This is a genomic window from Nocardioides sp. AN3 (assembly GCF_054653495.1).
The window spans coordinates 12,304-27,252 of the sequence record NZ_BAAIGC010000002.1 but is presented as its reverse complement, the minus strand read 5'-3'; the positions used below and the strand labels follow the sequence as shown (position 1 = coordinate 27,252).

At 71.4% G+C, this 14,949-nt stretch carries 16 protein-coding genes; 3 read left to right on the top strand and 13 right to left on the bottom strand.

Features of this window, described 5'->3' with window-relative positions:
- Positions 1 to 15 precede the first annotated feature (15 nt).
- The gene (locus ACYQ1K_RS02775) at positions 16 to 513 is read left to right on the top strand and encodes a MarR family winged helix-turn-helix transcriptional regulator (protein ID WP_459981273.1); all 498 of its coding nucleotides are present in this window, start codon (positions 16 to 18) and stop codon (positions 511 to 513) included.
- A 65-nt stretch (positions 514 to 578) separates the two neighbouring features.
- Here ACYQ1K_RS02775 and ACYQ1K_RS02770 read toward each other — a convergent pair whose 3' ends face one another.
- From ACYQ1K_RS02770 to ACYQ1K_RS02755, 4 genes are read right to left on the bottom strand one after another with little or no spacing between them, the layout of a single operon-like run.
- Positions 579 to 1,316: a gamma-glutamyl-gamma-aminobutyrate hydrolase family protein gene (locus ACYQ1K_RS02770; RefSeq protein ID WP_459981271.1), complete on the bottom strand. Its 738-nt coding sequence runs from the start codon at positions 1,314 to 1,316 to the stop codon at positions 579 to 581.
- 13 nt (positions 1,317 to 1,329) lie between these two features.
- Entirely contained in the window at positions 1,330 to 2,202 is an 873-nt protein-coding gene (locus ACYQ1K_RS02765) for a fumarylacetoacetate hydrolase family protein (protein ID WP_459981268.1), read from the bottom strand.
- A gap of 15 nt (positions 2,203 to 2,217) precedes the next feature.
- Positions 2,218 to 3,177 (bottom strand): DODA-type extradiol aromatic ring-opening family dioxygenase, encoded by a 960-nt coding sequence (locus ACYQ1K_RS02760; RefSeq protein WP_459981265.1) that lies wholly within the window; start codon positions 3,175 to 3,177, stop codon positions 2,218 to 2,220.
- 1 nt (position 3,178) lies between these two features.
- Complete coding sequence (locus ACYQ1K_RS02755; RefSeq protein ID WP_459981263.1) at positions 3,179 to 4,702, bottom strand: aldehyde dehydrogenase; 1,524 nt, start codon at positions 4,700 to 4,702, stop codon at positions 3,179 to 3,181.
- Positions 4,703 to 4,898: 196 nt separating this feature from the next.
- On the opposite strand from ACYQ1K_RS02755, the gene ACYQ1K_RS02750 reads away from it, so the two are divergent.
- Positions 4,899 to 6,410, top strand: coding sequence for an APC family permease (locus ACYQ1K_RS02750; protein ID WP_459981261.1), 1,512 nt, complete (start codon positions 4,899 to 4,901; stop codon positions 6,408 to 6,410).
- A 225-nt stretch (positions 6,411 to 6,635) separates the two neighbouring features.
- Positions 6,636 to 6,845: a hypothetical protein gene (locus tag ACYQ1K_RS02745; protein ID WP_459981256.1), complete on the top strand. Its 210-nt coding sequence runs from the start codon at positions 6,636 to 6,638 to the stop codon at positions 6,843 to 6,845.
- A gap of 133 nt (positions 6,846 to 6,978) precedes the next feature.
- On the opposite strand, the gene ACYQ1K_RS02740 is transcribed toward ACYQ1K_RS02745, so the two are convergent.
- The 9 genes from ACYQ1K_RS02740 to mftA all read right to left on the bottom strand — a co-directional run bounded on the left by ACYQ1K_RS02740 (position 6,979) and on the right by mftA (position 14,893).
- A complete protein-coding gene (locus ACYQ1K_RS02740; protein WP_459981253.1) occupies positions 6,979 to 8,295 on the bottom strand; it encodes a PP2C family protein-serine/threonine phosphatase in 1,317 nt (438 codons plus the stop codon).
- A 139-nt stretch (positions 8,296 to 8,434) separates the two neighbouring features.
- Positions 8,435 to 8,833 (bottom strand): STAS domain-containing protein, encoded by a 399-nt coding sequence (locus ACYQ1K_RS02735; RefSeq protein WP_459981251.1) that lies wholly within the window; start codon positions 8,831 to 8,833, stop codon positions 8,435 to 8,437.
- Positions 8,834 to 8,904: 71 nt separating this feature from the next.
- On the bottom strand, positions 8,905 to 10,404 hold the full coding sequence (gene mftF / locus ACYQ1K_RS02730) for a mycofactocin biosynthesis glycosyltransferase MftF (RefSeq protein WP_459981247.1): 1,500 nt from the start codon (positions 10,402 to 10,404) through the stop codon (positions 8,905 to 8,907).
- Positions 10,401 to 11,162 (bottom strand): mycofactocin-coupled SDR family oxidoreductase, encoded by a 762-nt coding sequence (locus ACYQ1K_RS02725; RefSeq protein WP_459981243.1) that lies wholly within the window; start codon positions 11,160 to 11,162, stop codon positions 10,401 to 10,403. The genes mftF and ACYQ1K_RS02725 overlap by 4 nt, the downstream gene beginning before the upstream one ends.
- A gap of 35 nt (positions 11,163 to 11,197) precedes the next feature.
- A complete protein-coding gene (gene mftE, locus ACYQ1K_RS02720; protein WP_459981241.1) occupies positions 11,198 to 11,869 on the bottom strand; it encodes a mycofactocin biosynthesis peptidyl-dipeptidase MftE in 672 nt (223 codons plus the stop codon).
- A 35-nt stretch (positions 11,870 to 11,904) separates the two neighbouring features.
- The gene (mftD, locus tag ACYQ1K_RS02715; protein WP_459981239.1) at positions 11,905 to 13,137 is read right to left on the bottom strand and encodes a pre-mycofactocin synthase MftD; all 1,233 of its coding nucleotides are present in this window, start codon (positions 13,135 to 13,137) and stop codon (positions 11,905 to 11,907) included.
- A 118-nt stretch (positions 13,138 to 13,255) separates the two neighbouring features.
- The gene (gene mftC / locus ACYQ1K_RS02710; RefSeq protein ID WP_459981237.1) at positions 13,256 to 14,470 is read right to left on the bottom strand and encodes a mycofactocin radical SAM maturase; all 1,215 of its coding nucleotides are present in this window, start codon (positions 14,468 to 14,470) and stop codon (positions 13,256 to 13,258) included.
- Entirely contained in the window at positions 14,467 to 14,754 is a 288-nt protein-coding gene (gene mftB / locus ACYQ1K_RS02705; RefSeq protein WP_459981234.1) for a mycofactocin biosynthesis chaperone MftB, read from the bottom strand. Before mftB ends, mftC begins: the two co-directional genes overlap by 4 nt.
- Before the next feature lie 28 nt (positions 14,755 to 14,782).
- Positions 14,783 to 14,893 (bottom strand): mycofactocin precursor MftA, encoded by a 111-nt coding sequence (gene mftA, locus ACYQ1K_RS02700; RefSeq protein ID WP_459981231.1) that lies wholly within the window; start codon positions 14,891 to 14,893, stop codon positions 14,783 to 14,785.
- Between the last annotated feature and the right edge of the window lie 56 nt (positions 14,894 to 14,949).

The window sequence follows — 14,949 nt, the reverse complement described above, 5'->3', positions numbered from 1 at the left end:
TCTAGAGTTTCGGCCATGCCCGACCGCCACACTCTTGCCGAGACCGAGCGGGCGACGCGTGAGCGTGTCCAGCACCTTCCGCTCGACTTCGCCGCCTCGCATGCGCTGCTCAGCGTCTACCGCGCGGCGAACGCGGTGCGCGCCCACCTCACGAACTCTGTCCTGCGCCCCCACGACCTGACCTGGACCGGGTTCCTGGTGCTGTGGACGCTGTGGATCTGGGACTCGATGGAGACCCGGGACATCGCCGAGTCCGTCGGCATCAGCAAGGGGACGCTGACCGGCGTCGCGAAGACGCTGGCCGCACGCGGGCTCATCGTGCGGATCCCGAGCACGGTCGACCGGCGGCTCGTCAACCTCGAGCTCAGCCCGGCCGGTCTCGCGCTGATGGACGAGATCTACCCCGAGTTCAACAAGGCCGAGTCGGCCGTGGTCGGCGACGTCGACGCGGGTCAGCTCGAGGCGATGACGGAGGCGCTGCGGATGCTGGTCCAGACGTCGGAGCGGCTCTGAGCCGCCGCAACGTCATACGCCCCGGTCGCCGTAGCGACCGGGGCGTATGACGTTGTGAGGAAGACTCAGCGGGCAGCGGCGACCAGGGCCTCGAAGACGGCGAGCTGCTGGGCGTCGGTGTGCCAGGTGTCCTCGGGGTGCCACTGCACACCGAGGAACCATCCGGGCGCGGACGGGATCTCGACCGCCTCCACCACGCCCTCCTCGGCGCGGGCAACGACCTGCATGCCCTCTCCGAGGCGGTCGAGACACTGGTGGTGGTAGCAGGAGGACTCGATCTTGTCGCCCACAGTGGCCGCCAGCAGCGAGCCGTCCTCGATCGCGATCGTGTGGACGCGATGCCGGTGGTGGCGCATCTCGCCGTAGGTCTCGTCCATGTCCTGCACGACCGTGCCGCCGCGGACGGCGTTGACGACCTGGAGGCCGCGGCACACGGCCAGCAGGGGGATGCCCTTCTCGAGGCAGACGCGGGCGACGGCGAGGTCGAAGGCGTCCTGCTCGTCGTCGACGTCGTAGAGCGTCGGGTGCGGCTCCTGACCGCTCCAGTGCGCGCCGAGGTCGCCACCGCCGGGCAGCAGGACGCCGCCTGCGACGGCCAGCCGCTCGGCGACCTCGGCATCAAAGACGCGACCGCCCGGGGCATGGGGGTGCAGGACGAGGGGCTCTCCGCCGGCGGCGTACACGGCCGCCACGAGGTTGCGCGAGGTGACCTCTGCGGCGTACCGCAGTGCCGACGCGCTCGTGGAGAAGCGCGCCGGGATCACGATGCGCGGCCTGCGGCCGGGGCGCTCGGACTCGACCATGGTCGACCTCAGGTCAGTGCGCGGCCGGGGCCGGCTTGCGGATGCCGCGGAACTCCCAGTCGCCGCCCTGCGCCGTGGAGAGGACCTCCTCGGACTCGGTGGGCTGGGCGCCGACGTCGGTGCGGATGGGGGTGGGGCCGGTGACGATGTGGTTGCGCAGGGTGCCGAGGCCCTCGACCTCGACCTCGACGATGTCGCCGGGGTAGACGGTCCGCGAGATGGCGGGCGTGCCCGAGAGCAGCAGGTCGCCCGGCTGCAGCGTGATGGTCCGCGCGATGTCGGCGACGAGGTAGTGCATGTCCCACTCCATCTCGTCGGTGTTGCCGTCCTGGCGCACCTCGCCGTTGACGCGGGTCTGGATCTGCTTGCCGCGGAAGTCCCAGCCCTCGATGACGCCGGGCCCGACCGGGCACAGCGTGTCAGCGCCCTTGACCCGCAGCATCGAGCCGGAGTCGGTGTCGCGGAAGTCGTGCAGGCCGTAGTCGTTGGCGACGGTGTAGCCGCGGATGTAGTCCCCGGCCTCGGCGGGCGAGATGTTGCGCGCCGTGCGGCCGATGACGATCGCGATCTCGCCCTCGTAGTTCAGCCACTTGCAGCCCTCAGGCCGCACCACGGCGGCGTCGTGGGAGTTGAGCGCGGAGACGGGCTTGTGGAAGTACGTCGGCGCCGGCGGCAGCGTCGTCATCATCTCGGTGACCCGGCTGATGTAGTTGAGGTGGACGCAGACGATCTTCGACGGCGTGACGGGCGGCAGGTGGATCGCGTCGGCGATCGCCACCTCGCGGCCGTCGCCGGCGACGAGGGTCTCGTCGCGGCGTACGACGTCGACGGGGTTGCCGTCGAGCAGGATCCGACGGGTCTCGCGCAGGGTCTCACGCTGGGTCATCGTTCGTGTGTCCTTTCAGCCGGCGGCGGGGACGTCCGCACCGGTGCCGCCCATCTGGCGGACGTAGTCGGGGTCGGTGGGGGTGGAGTGCGGCGGTGGGAAGCTGTCGGCGGGCCGGTCGAACCAGAGGTGGACCTGGCCGGTGCCCACGGAGTTCTCGTACTCGCCGTACTGACGCCCGGGTGCGGTGCACAACTCCTCGCCCACCGCGCCGATCATCATCAGGTAGTGCATGAACTTGGCCTCGGGCCTGTGCCGGTAGAACTCGTCCATCGTGTCCAGCACCCGCTTGTGGTCGCCAGCCTTGAACCATGCGATCCGCTCGAGGTCGGCGGCGAGCGCCTCGGGCGAGAAGATGTGCTCGTGACCGGCGGCCTCGTGGTCGCGCAGCTGACGCAGCGGCCAGAACGTGTGCGAGAGCGCGCCCGAGGCGATGAGCAGGACCTTGCGGTCCGACTCCGCGATCGCCTGACCCAGCGCGCGGCCCAGACGGAAGCAGTCGTCGGCGTCGGCGGTCTGGCACACGCCGATGGAGATCCATCGCTTCTCGGGCAGACCCTGGCCGAGGTACTCCCACAGGTTCGTGGTCGCGTAGAAGATCGGCAGCGAGTGGTCGTCGATCGCGGTGATCCAGGTCGAGTTCTCGCCCGCCTTGGCCGCGATCGCGTGGGCGAGCTCCGGGTCGCCCGGGAAGTCGTAGGGCCGGCGCTGCATGCCGCGCGGCAGCTCCTCGGACGTGAACAGCCCACTGCGGCGGTCCTGCGCCGTCACCACGAACTCGACCGTCGTCGCCCAGTGCGAGTCGAGCACGACCACGGTGTCGTAGTCGAGCGTCTCGAAGACCTCGCGCCGCAGCTGCTGCAGCCCCGAGACCAGCGTGCTGTCCTCGCCGTTGTTGAGCTCCCGCCTGATGTCCTCGGGGAGCATGATCGTCGGCACGTGCGCCAGCAGGCCGGCGCCCACCACCTCGCCCATGTCAGGCCTCCTTCGCCGTGCGCCAGCCTTCGGGGCTGAAGACGCTGTTCTTGATGTTGGTGTAGAAGTCGAACGACCACACGCCACCCTCGCGACCGATGCCCGAGCGACCGTTGCCGCCGAACGGCGCCTCGAGGTCGCGCACGAAGAAGCAGTTCACCCACACGGTGCCCGCATCCAGCTGGGCCGAGACCCGCTCGGCGCGGTCGGGGTCGCCCGTGACCAGCGTCGCCGCCAGGCCGAAGCGGGTGTCGTTGGCGCGGCGGACGGCCTCGTCCTCGGTGTCGAAGGACTCGATGGTGACCACGGGCCCGAAGACCTCCTCGGTCATGATCTCGGCGTCCGGCTTGGCATCCACCAGGATGGTCGGGCGGAAGTAGAGGCCGCCGAGGTCGTCATTGGGCCCGCCGCCGAGGAGGGGCCGGGCACCGTCGGCGATGGCCCGCTCGACGAAGCCGGAGATCTGGTCGAAGTGGCGCCGCGAGATCAGCGCCGAGACGTCGGTGTCCTCCTCACGCGGGTCGCCCTGGCGCAGCGCCTCCGCCCCAGCCACCACCCGCCGCGTGAACTCCTCGACCAGCGAGGAGTGCACCAGCATGCGTGCGGCCTTCAGGCAGACCTGGCCGGCGTTGTCGAACTGCTCCACCCCGATCTCGACGGCGAGGTCGAGGTCGGCGTCCTCGAAGACCACCAGCGGCGACTTGCCGCCCAGCTCGTAGGAGAGCGGCACGATGTTCTCCGCCGCCGCCTTCGAGATCACCCCCGCGGTCGGCACCGAGCCCGTGAACGCCAGCCGGTTGATGCCCGGGTGCGCCGTCAACGGCGCCCCGGCCTCCGCGCCGGTGCCCTGCACCACGTTGAAGACACCGGCCGGCACACCCGCCTCGGCCATGATGTCGGCCAGCAGGCTAGCGGTCAGCGGCGCCCACTCCGGGGGCTTGACCACGACGGTGTTCCCCGCCGCCAGCGCCGGACCGATCCGCCAGGTGGCCAGCATGAGCGGCGCGTTCCACGGCGTGATGATCGCGACCACGCCGGCCGGCTCATAGGTGATCCGCTGCCGGTGACCCCGGCCGGGCACCTCCATGTCGGGATGGCCGAGCTTGTGCTCGGCGAAGTCGGCGAACGCACGGAAGTTCATCGCCACCCGCGGCATCACCCCGCGCCGGTGGCTGCGGATCAGGGAGCCGTTGTCCCGCGTCTCGACCTTGGCGAGATCCTCGATGCGGGCCTCGATCCCGTCCGCGACCCGACGCAGGATCGACGAGCGCTCGGCCACCGGCAACGCCGCCCACGCCCCGAACGCCTCCCGAGCGGCCGCCACGGCGGCGTCCACCTCGGCCGCGCCACCCGCCGACATCTGGGCGATCTCGGACTCGTCGACCGGCGAGATGTCGGCGAAGGTCCGCGCCGACGCGACGCGCTCGCCTCCGATCCAGTGCCGGGTGTCGACGGCCACGCCTTCGACGACAGCCACGTGCGGGGCCGCCTGGGGGGTGGCCTGGGGCGCCTTCTGCTGGGTCATGGATCCTCCATCGAACGGCGCGAGCGCGCCGGAGCCGAGATCGTTTGGCTCCAAACGTATTGCCTGGCACAGAGACGGTCAAGGCGTCATGCGCGCGCGAACATTTTCCTCGCACCCTCTCGACAGATCGTTTGGACCCGAACTAGTCTGCGTGCGCCACATCACATTCTCGTGCGTCGCCGCCAGGAGGTTCCCGATGACCGCACAGACCGAGCCGGCTGCCAGCCCCGATTCCGCCAACGAGAGCCTGGCCGCCAACCGCCTGGGCATCGCCGGCATCGTCTTCTTCGTCGTCGCCGCCGCGGCGCCCCTCGTCGGCATGACCGGTGCCGTGCCGATCGCCATCGGCCTCGGCAACGGCGCAGGCGCACCCGGGGCCTACCTCGTCGCGGGCATCGTGCTGCTGTTCTTCAGCGTCGGCTACTCCACGATGAGCCACCACGTGAGCAACACCGGCGCCTTCTTCGCCTTCGTCGGCCGCGGCCTCGGGAGCATCGCCGGCGTCGCCTCCGCCTTCGTGTCGCTGCTCGCCTACCTGGCCGTCCAACTCGCGGTCTACGGGTTCTTCGGCGCGGTCGCCGCCGGACAGCTCAACGACAAGCTCGGAACGAACCTCTCCTGGTGGGCCTGGTGCCTGATCGCCTGGGCGGTCGTCGCCATCCTCTCGATCCTCCAGGTCGACATCGGCGCCAAGGTGCTCGGCGTGCTGATGGGCGTCGAGATCCTCACGCTCGTCATCACCGCGGTGGCGGTCATCGCGCAGGGCGGCGGCCCGGACGGGCTCGACTTCGCGGCGTCGTTCGCACCGAGGAACATCTTCGCCGGCGGCCTCAACGGCGGCGCAGGCATCGCGCTGGCCTTCGCCTTCGCCTCCTACATCGGCTTCGAGGCCACGGCCATCTACGCCGAGGAGACCAAGAACCCCAAGCGAGCGGTCCCGATCGCCACCTACACCGCCGTCACCCTGATCGCCGCGCTCTTCGCGATCACCTCGTGGGCCATCGTCAGCGGCGTCGGCAGCGACCACGTCGTCGACAACGTCATGAAGATCTCCAACAACCTGAGCAGCCCTGAGGAGGTCATCTACTCGGTGGCGACGCAGTTCGTGGGCGGCTGGCTGGCCACGCTCATGAGCTGGCTGGTCCTCAGCTCGCTCTTCGCCGGCCTCCTGGCCTTCCAGAACAGCGCCGCGCGCTACTTCTTCTCGCTCGGCCGGGCCCGCGTGCTGCCCCGGGCCCTGGACCGCGTCAACAAGCACGGCGCGCCCATCTACGGGGCTCTCGCCACCACCGTGATCTCCGGCATCGTGATCGTCGTCTTCGCGGCGGCCCACAAGGATCCGGTGACCACGATGTTCAGCTGGTTCAGTGCGCTCGCCGTGCTGGCCATCCTGCTCGTCGAGGCGCTGGTCTCCCTCGCGGTGATCGTCTACTTCCGCCGTGAGCCCCACTGGTGGAAGACCGTCACCGCGCCGGTCCTGTCGATCCTCGGCCTGGTGCTCGCCTACTACCTGGTGATGTCGCGGTTCGGCCTGCTCGCCGGCACCGTCGCCGCCGGCGTCGACCCGACGACGCAGACCTTCGGCTTGTCGGCGCTGGGCTGGTTCCTCGTCCTGCTCCCGATCATCGGCCTGGTCGTCGGCGTCATCGTGGGTCTCGTTCGTCGCGATGACGAGAACGCGGATGCTGTGGCTGACCTGGTCAGCTGAACCGACCGCGTGAGCCGGCCGCGCCCGGCCAGCCCGGCCAGCCGGCCGCGCCCGGCCAGCCGGGCGAGCCGGTGCACGAGGGCCTGGGAGCACGTCGCTCCCAGGCCCTCGGCGTCCTCGGGTGACTAGCCGAGCATCCCCCGACTGAGGGATTCACCACCCCAGTTCGGTGCCCTGGCGTGAGACATCGGCTGGTCGACGGGGGCCGCCCGCGAAGATCGACGCATGCCGGAGAGCCCTCAGCAGCCGCCCGCGTGCCCTGACTGTGGGCACCTGGTCTACCGGCCGTTGATGGTGCCCGTGCGCAAGACGCAGCAGTCCTGCCGTGCGTTCGTCGCCGGCCAGGACGGCGAGGTCGTGCGGTGCGGCTGTCAGAACGTCGTCCACCGCCTCCCGACGATGCGTCCCCGCCACCGCCTCGACCCGGTCGGCTGAGGATCAGTGGCTGTGCAGCGGGCGCACGTCCGCGGAACGCCGTGGAGGGTCGGCGGCACGCCGTGGAGAGTCGGAGGAACGCCGTGGAGGGTCGGCGCTGTCCCGGCATGTCTCGGAGCACCGGCCGCCGCGGTCAGCGGACAGCGGACGGCGGCTCGGCAGACGCCCGCTCTGCAGACGCCCGCTCTGCAGACGCCAAATCCCCAGACCCAGGATCGGCCGGAGCAGGGTCGACGTGCGCGACGAGGACGGCGATGTCGTCCTCGGCGATGTGGTCCCCCACGACCTCGGCGAGCGCACGGATGCATCCCATCTCGGGGTCCGTGGCGTCCGCCAGGGCGGCCGTGAGCCGCGCGGTGTTGTCGTCCACGGTCTCGGTCAGCGTGCGCCCGCCCACCGGACGCCGCTCCACGAGTCCGTCGGTGTAGAGGCAGAGGAAGCCTCCGGCCGGCACCGACACCAGCGCGCTCTGCCGATCGGCGTCGGGCGAGACACCGAGGAGCCGGTCGGGGCGCAGCTCGGCGGCCACGGCGGGCTGACCGGGGACTCCGACCAGCGGCGGGTAGTGTCCGGCAGAGCTGAAGCGCCACTCGGTGAAGGGCGCAGACGCCACACCGAAGGTGACGGTGGCGAGCGCATCCGGCTCGAAGTGACAGATCTTGCGGTCCAGGCGCGAGAGCACCTCGGCCGGGTCGTCGTGGTCGAGCGCGTAGGCACGCAGCGCGCTGCGCATGCGGCCCATGACGATCGCGGCCTCGAGGCCGTGACCGGCGACGTCGCCCATCACGAGGCCCAGGCGACCGTCCGGCAGCTCGAAGACGTCGTACCAGTCGCCACCCAGGTCGCCGTCCGCGGGGACGTAGCGGGCCGCGATGGAGATGCCGACCGGCGTCTCGACGACGGTCGGGAGCAGGCTCCGCTGAAGAGCGAGCGCCGCCGTGTGCTGGCTGTTGACGAAGCGCTCGTGCAACACCTCCCCGACCTCGGACGCCAGTTCGGTGAGCACCCGCTTCTCGTTGTCGTCGGCCTCGTGGCGACGTGAGAAGCCGACGTGCAGCACGCCCAGCAGCTCGCTGCCGAACATCACGGGGACGCCGAGCAGCGACTGGACACCGTGGTCGAGCAGGACCGGGTTGACCACCGTCGAGCTGTCGACCTGGGTCAGCGACACGGGCTGACGGGTCTGCGCCACACGACCGGCGAACCCGTGCCCCAACGGCACCCGGCGCGCCCGCCGCAGCGTGCGGTCGAGCCCCACGGTGGCAAGCGGCTCCAGGAGCGTCCTGGTGCGGTCGAGCACCAGCGCGGTCGCCGTGTCGGCGTGCATCGTCGACCGCACGGCGTCCAAGAGGCGGCTCAGCCCCGGATCGGCCCCGGCGCTGTCCGGCGGCGGCGAGGTGTTGGCGATCGTGAGGGGTGTCCCGACACGCAGGGCGGCGTCACGCGTCACGCGGACACCCTCGTGCGCAACCGGTCGACGACGAGACGCTCACTGGTCAGTTCCATGCCGCTCTGATCTTCACGTGGAGACATTCACGCCCGTCTGCTTCAGGTCGCGAGAAGTCTTTCACATCGGCGGGCGAAAGGGCTCAACGACGGTCGCCGCCCGGCGCCTCCGGCACCGGCAGCGCTCTCGCCTCCTCGACCGTGGCAGCGACACGCAGCACCCGGTGCAGGCCCGTGATGCGGAACAGTCCGGCCACCTGGCTGTTCGGCAGGCACAGGCAGGTCACAGAGCCCCGGAGCACGCGTGCCTTCTTGTGCGCGCGCACGAGGGCACCGAGCCCCGCGGAGTCGATGAACGCGAGCTCACGAAGGTCGACGATGACCGGCCCCGAGCCGAGGAGGAGCTCGTCGAGGACGGCGCGCAGGCGACCCACGGACACGAGGTCGAGCTCGCCGAGGACGCGCACGACCGGCACGCCGTCTGACCGGTCGATGTCGATGGTCAGCTGCTCCTCGGCCGACTGGTCGTCGGCTGCGCCCATCCCGTCACCTCCCCGATCTCACTGCTCAGCACGTCATTTCCCCGCGGGAGCGCGCGCCATGCGGGGTCCGGCTAGAAGGATGACGACGTCGGGCGGTCTCGATACGCTCGCTGGCGCTCGCTACTCGACCAACGGCCCGGTCCCTTGCCGACCAGCCTGGGCCGCAGGCAGGCGACGCTCCGCGTGCGCCACGCGCCCCACCACAGGCCCGCCCCGTAGGCGAGGTCGTCGAGCCGCCGCCCCGCAACAGGCACGAGGAGCCCCTGACCGTCGTACTCGACGAGCCCGACCGCTCCGTCGACCAGCAGGGACGTGGCGATCACGCGGCGGGCGTTCCGGCTCACGAGGCCTGCGGCGAGCGCGGCCGGCCACCAGTGCCGCACCACCAGCGCCGCCTCCTGCCGGACCGACCAGCCGAGCCCGCGCAGCGCCAGCGACGTGGCGACCGCGGCACTTCCCTCGACCGGGGGCAGCGCCGACGCGACCGACCGGCGAGCCCAGACCAGGCCCGCTACCGCGAGCGGGATCGACCACCATCGGCGCGTCAGGAGCGCCGCACCCGTGAGCGCCATCGCCGGGGAGAGCACGGCCGGGGCGATGGCCTCGCCGTGCCGACGGCCCAGCTCCGCACCGCCGCTGCCGTAGAAGAGCTTCCGCCCGAGCCAGGCGCGCATGCTCGTGCGGACGGCATGGTCGGCCACCAGGGTCGGGTCGTAGCGGACCGTCTCGCCGAGGGCGAGCAGGCGCCAGACGAGGTCGACGTCCTCGCCCACGCGGAGCCGAGCGTCGAAGCCGTCGACGCCGTCGGCTCGGAGTGCGTCGGTCCGTCCGACCAGGCACGCGCTCGGCAGCCAGCCGACCGCGGCGCCGGGTCGCACGGAGCACGCGCGTGTCCCGAGGGCGAGCGACGAGGCGTGCTCGTCGTACCGCTCGAACCACCGCGGTCGCGCACTGAAGGCCCGGCCGCGCACCAACGGCGCGACGAGCGCGACACTCGGGTCCGCGAAGTGCCCGGCCAGGGCACACAGCATCGCCGGGTCGGCGTGGACGTCGGAGTCGACGAAGGCGACGTACGGCGTGCGCACGTGGGCCAGTCCCGCATTGCGGGCGCCGGCGGGTCCGACATTGCGGTCGAGCGCCACCACCTCGGCTCCGTGCGCCTCCGCCACCGCTCGGACGGCGGCGGGGTCCTGCGAGGCGTCGTCCACGACGATCGTGCGCAGCCCGGCCAGCATCCCCAGACACCGGTCGAGCTCCTGGGAGCGGTCGCGGACCGGCACCACCACGGTCACGTCCTGATGCCGTGCGGGGTCCAGGTCCACCGGGTCGGCCAGGTTGCCGTCGAGGAGCCGCCGGGCGACGCCGCTGCCGGTCGACCCATGGACGGTGAGGGTGCGTCCGGTGAACAGTGGGCGTGCAGCCGCCGCGAGCCGGAGCGCCCGCAACGGCGAGCCGCCGACGAGCACCTCGCCACCGGTGCCGTCCGGGAGGCGGCGTACGTCGTCGCGCACCCGCACCGTGAACCCGTCCGGAAGTGCGGGACGCGGAGCTGCCATGGCCGTCGTGCTCATCCGCCGAAGCCGCCGTCGGCGGCGACGACCGACCCGTTGAGTGCGGCTCCCGCGGGTGACGCGGCGAAGGCGATGGTGGCGGCCACCTCGTCAGGCTCGAGGGCACGGCGCAGCAGCTGATGGCTGGCGAGCTCGTCGACGGTCACGCCGTAGAGGTCCGCCGTCGCGGCCAGCATCCGCGTGTCCGTCGAGCCCGGGGAGACCGCGCAGGCGGTGACGCCGGTCCCGACCAGGTCGGCCGCGAGCCCCTTCACGAGGCCGACGACGGCATGCTTCGCCGTCGTGTACGCCGCCAGCCGGAACAGCCCCGAGGAGCCCGCGGCCGACGCGACCGCGACGAAGCGACATCCGGCCGGGTCCGGGCCCGCGAGCATGGCCGGGACGGCCGCCGCGGCGGTGTTCCAGACGCCTCGAACGTCGACGTCCCAGAGCAGCTCCAGCGAGGAGTCCTCCCACAGCGGACGCCCGCCCGCGACGACGGCCGCGGCGGCGACGACGACATCGAGGCGCCCCCACCGCTCGACCGCCTGCTGCACGGCGTCGGCGAGCACCGACTCGTCGCGCACGTCGCCGACGATCGGGAGCACCCGGTCGGCCGGCAGGCTGGCGACGAGCGCGTCGAGGTCGGCGCTCGTCGCCTGCGGATAGCCGGCCGGGCCGTCCTCCCCTCGGCACCAGTCGAGCGCGACGACGTGCAGGCCGTCCTCGACGAGCCTGCGCACAGTGGCAGCCCCGATGCCTCGCGCGGCGCCGGTCACCAGCGCCACTCTCCCTGGAGCTGTCGCCGGCCTGATCATGCGACGACGACCTGGGTGCGGATGCGGTCGTAGGCGGCGCTGACCATGTGGCGCAGAAGCTCGTTCCCCTCGGCCGCGGTGGCACCGCTCGGGTCACCGAGGACGCCGTTGGCCGACACCGCTGCGACGCCGCCCGCACGCAGCCTCGGCAGGAGCTCCGCGAGCGAACCCGTGTTGCCGGCCTCGGCCTGGCCCAAGCGCACCCGGTGGGGGTCGAGGTGGAGCATGAGCGAGGTCTCGCTGCGGCCGGCGTGAAGGTCCCCGTCCCGGGTGGCGCACGGCACCCACGACACACGCCGACCCTCCGCCCGCAGCAGTGTGGCCGCCCTGTTGAGGGCGTCGAGGTTGCCGCCATGACCGTTGACGAAGACGACCTGGGCGGCCCACTCGGTCAGCGACCTGCCCATCTCGACCAGGACCGTGGTCAGCGCCTCGGTGCCGATGGAGATGGTGCCCGGGAAGGCCTGGTGCTCGCCGCTGGCGCCGTAGGGCACCGCCGGGGCGACCCGCGCACCGAGGAGCGGGGCGAGCTCGTCGGCGACGGCCTGGGCGATCACGGTGTCGGTGTTGAGCGGGAGGTGGGGGCCGTGTTGCTCCGTCGAGCCGACCGGGACCAGGACGATGCCGGCGCCGGCCAGGTCGGGCCACACGGCGTCGGAGAGGCTCATCGGGTGCTCACATCATCGGTCGGGCTGTGCCCGGATCAGGCGCCCAGGGCGCGACCGAAGCCGTCGGGGACCAGCAGGTGCTCGGGGGTGAGCTCCTCGATCGAGGAGACACCCATGCCCAGGAGCGCGGAGTCGATGCCCATGCGCAGGACGTCGAGGACGTTCTCCACGCCGGCCTGGCCGTTGGCGGCCAGCCCCCACAGGTAGGCACGACCGATCATCACCGCGCGGGCGCCCAGGGCGACGGCCTTGACGACGTCGGAGCCGCGCCGGACGCCACCGTCAAGCAGCACCTCGATCTGGCCGCCGACCGCAGTGGCAATCGGGTGCAGGCAGCGGATCGCGGCCGGGGTGCCATCGAGGTTGTTGCCGCCGTGGTTGGAAACCGAGATCGCGTCCACCCCCGCGTCGACGGCACGCCGCGCGTCGTCGACCCGGCACACACCCTTGAGCATGAAGGGAGTGCCGCTCATCTCGGCCCACGTCTGCCGCATCCAGGCGACGTCGTCCCAGGACGGCGGCGGCGTCGACATCCACTCGTAGTAGGCGCCGAAGAACGTGGGCGCCTGGCCCCACCCACCAGCACCGTCGGACGGTGCGAGGTTGGGCGCGGTCAGGTCGGGGATCACGCCGGCCTTCGCGAAGTCCTTCATCCACCGCACCTTCGTCGCGACCTTCGGCGCGAACCGGACCGCGGTCTTGACGTCCACCTTCTCCGGGATCTCCGGGCTGCCCCAGTCGCGGCCGATCGAGAACGACCAGTCCAGGGTCGCGATCAGACCCTTCACGCCGGCGGCGTGCGCGCGCTGCATGCGGTTGACCATGACCTCGCGGTCGCCGGTCCAGTACATCTGGAAGAGCGTCGCCGGGTTGGCCGCCGCCACCTCCTCGACCGACTTCGAGGCGAAGTTGGACAGCCCCATCACCGTGCCCCGCGCTGCGGCCGCGCGGGCGACGGCGACCTCGCCGTCGGGGTGGACGGCCTGCACCCCGGTCGGGCTGATGATGACCGGGAGGCTGACCTGCTGGCCCAGCACGGTGGTCTCCATCGACCGCTTCGGGTGCTGGCCGGCCACATGCGGTGCGAGCCCCAGCTCACCGAAGGCGGCCTCGTTGTCGGCGCTGGACTGGCCGCGCTCAGAGCCGGCGACCAGCGCGCCGTACACCGGCTTGGGCAGCCGCTTGCGGGCACGCTGCTGGGCGACGGCGACGGACTCGAACCACGGGTTCTGCTTCCAGGGGTTCTCAAGCCAGGCAGGACGGGACATGAGTGTTTCCTTCGTGGGGTCTGATCCGCGTCGGCGGGCGGTTCTCGGGTCCGGCCCGCCGACGCGGAGGTCTGGTGATGGCTCCGTGCTGGGCCAGTTCTGCTGGACTAGTTCGGGACTAGTTCGGGCTGAAGCCCGCCAGCGGGCTCTCGGCGCAGGCGCTGACCGGCGGGGCCGCCGGGCTGATGTCGGCGTCGGGCCGTCGGCGCGACAGCGTCAACAGCACCGGTGCGTTGCGGGTCGGCGCGGTGCGCGAGTGGTCCTGGCTCGGCGCGGGCAGGGTACGGGCACCGGCCAGCGCGAGCTCGCCGTACCCCTGCACGCATTCGGGGTCGGGACCATCCAGCGGGAGGCCGGTGAAGAACTTCGCGGCCATGCAGCCACCGCGGCAGCCGTCGTAGTGCGCACAGCTCGAGCAGGCGCCGCCGGTCTGCGGTGAGCGCAGCTCGGCGAACAGCTCCGAGGTCTGCCACACCGACTGGAAGCCGCCGTCGCGCAGCAGATTGCCAGCCAGGAAGTTGTCATGGATCGCGAACGGGCAGGCGTAGACGTCCCCGATGGGGTCGATCAGGCACACCACCCGGCCCGCGCCGCACAGGTTCAGACCAGGGAGGCTGTCACCGAAGGCGGCGAGGTGGAAGAACGAGTCCCCCGTGAGGACTCCGTCTCCGTGGGCGACGAGCCAGTCGTAGAGCTCGCGCTGCTGGTGGGGCAGCGGGTGCAGCTCGTCCCACACGTCCGCGCCACGACCCGAGGGCCGCAGCCGGGTCAACCGCAACGTGGCCCCGTAGCTGTCCGCGATCGCCTTGAACTCGTCGAGCTGGCCGATGTTCTCCCGCGTGCAGACCACGCTCAGCTTGGCATCGGAGAAGCCGGCCTCGTGCAGGTTGCGCAGCGCGGTGATCGCGGTGTCATACGACCCCGGCCCGCGGACCCGGTCGTTGACCTCCGCCGTCGCACCATCGAGGGAGATCTGCACGTCGACGTAGCCACCGCACGCCGGGGAGGCCAGCCAGGCCGCCCGCTCGGGGGTGAGACGAACCCCGTTGGTGGAGAACTTCACCCCCACCTGATGGGCCACCGCATACTCGACCAGGTGCCAGAAGTCCGGACGGATCGTGGGCTCTCCCCCGCCGATGTTGACGTAGAAGACCTGCATCCGCTGGAGCTCGTCGATGACCGCCTCGCACTGCTCGGTGGTCAGCTCACGCGGATCACGCCGGCCACTGGAGGACAAGCAGTGCGCGCACTCCAGGTTGCAGGCATAGGTCAGCTCCCAGGTCAGGCAGATCGGGGCGTCCAAGCCCTGCTCGAAGTGCTCGATCAGCTTCATGCGCCAGACTCCATGCTTGGGTGCTCCACGATCATGTCGGTCTCGGCCAGGCCCTGCAGGGCGGCGAGATAGGCGTCGTACTCCGGCTCGGCGACGCCGACCTGGATCAAGGTGGTGCGCACGTCCGGCCCTTCCGCCAGACCGCGCACCACCCCGACCAGGGCCGGCGTCTTGAGGAAGGTCAGCTTCCGGTTGCCGAAGTGGTAGGCCAGGGCACCGAACGGCTCAGGCCGCAGCGCCACCGACGGCGAGAGCGCCCAGGCGCTCTCCAGCGTGACCTTCATCAGATGCACCAGCTGCTCTGTCGCCGGCTCAGTAGACGCCGCACATGCCGTCGATCGAGACCTCCTCGATCAGGGCATCCGCGGTCAGCTCGGCCGTCGCCTGGTCCGAGGTCTGGGCCGTCGTGGTCTGTGCGCTCATGTGGCACCTCCGAAGTGGGTTGTGGTCGCCGCCACATTAATGGCAGTCATGGTCAA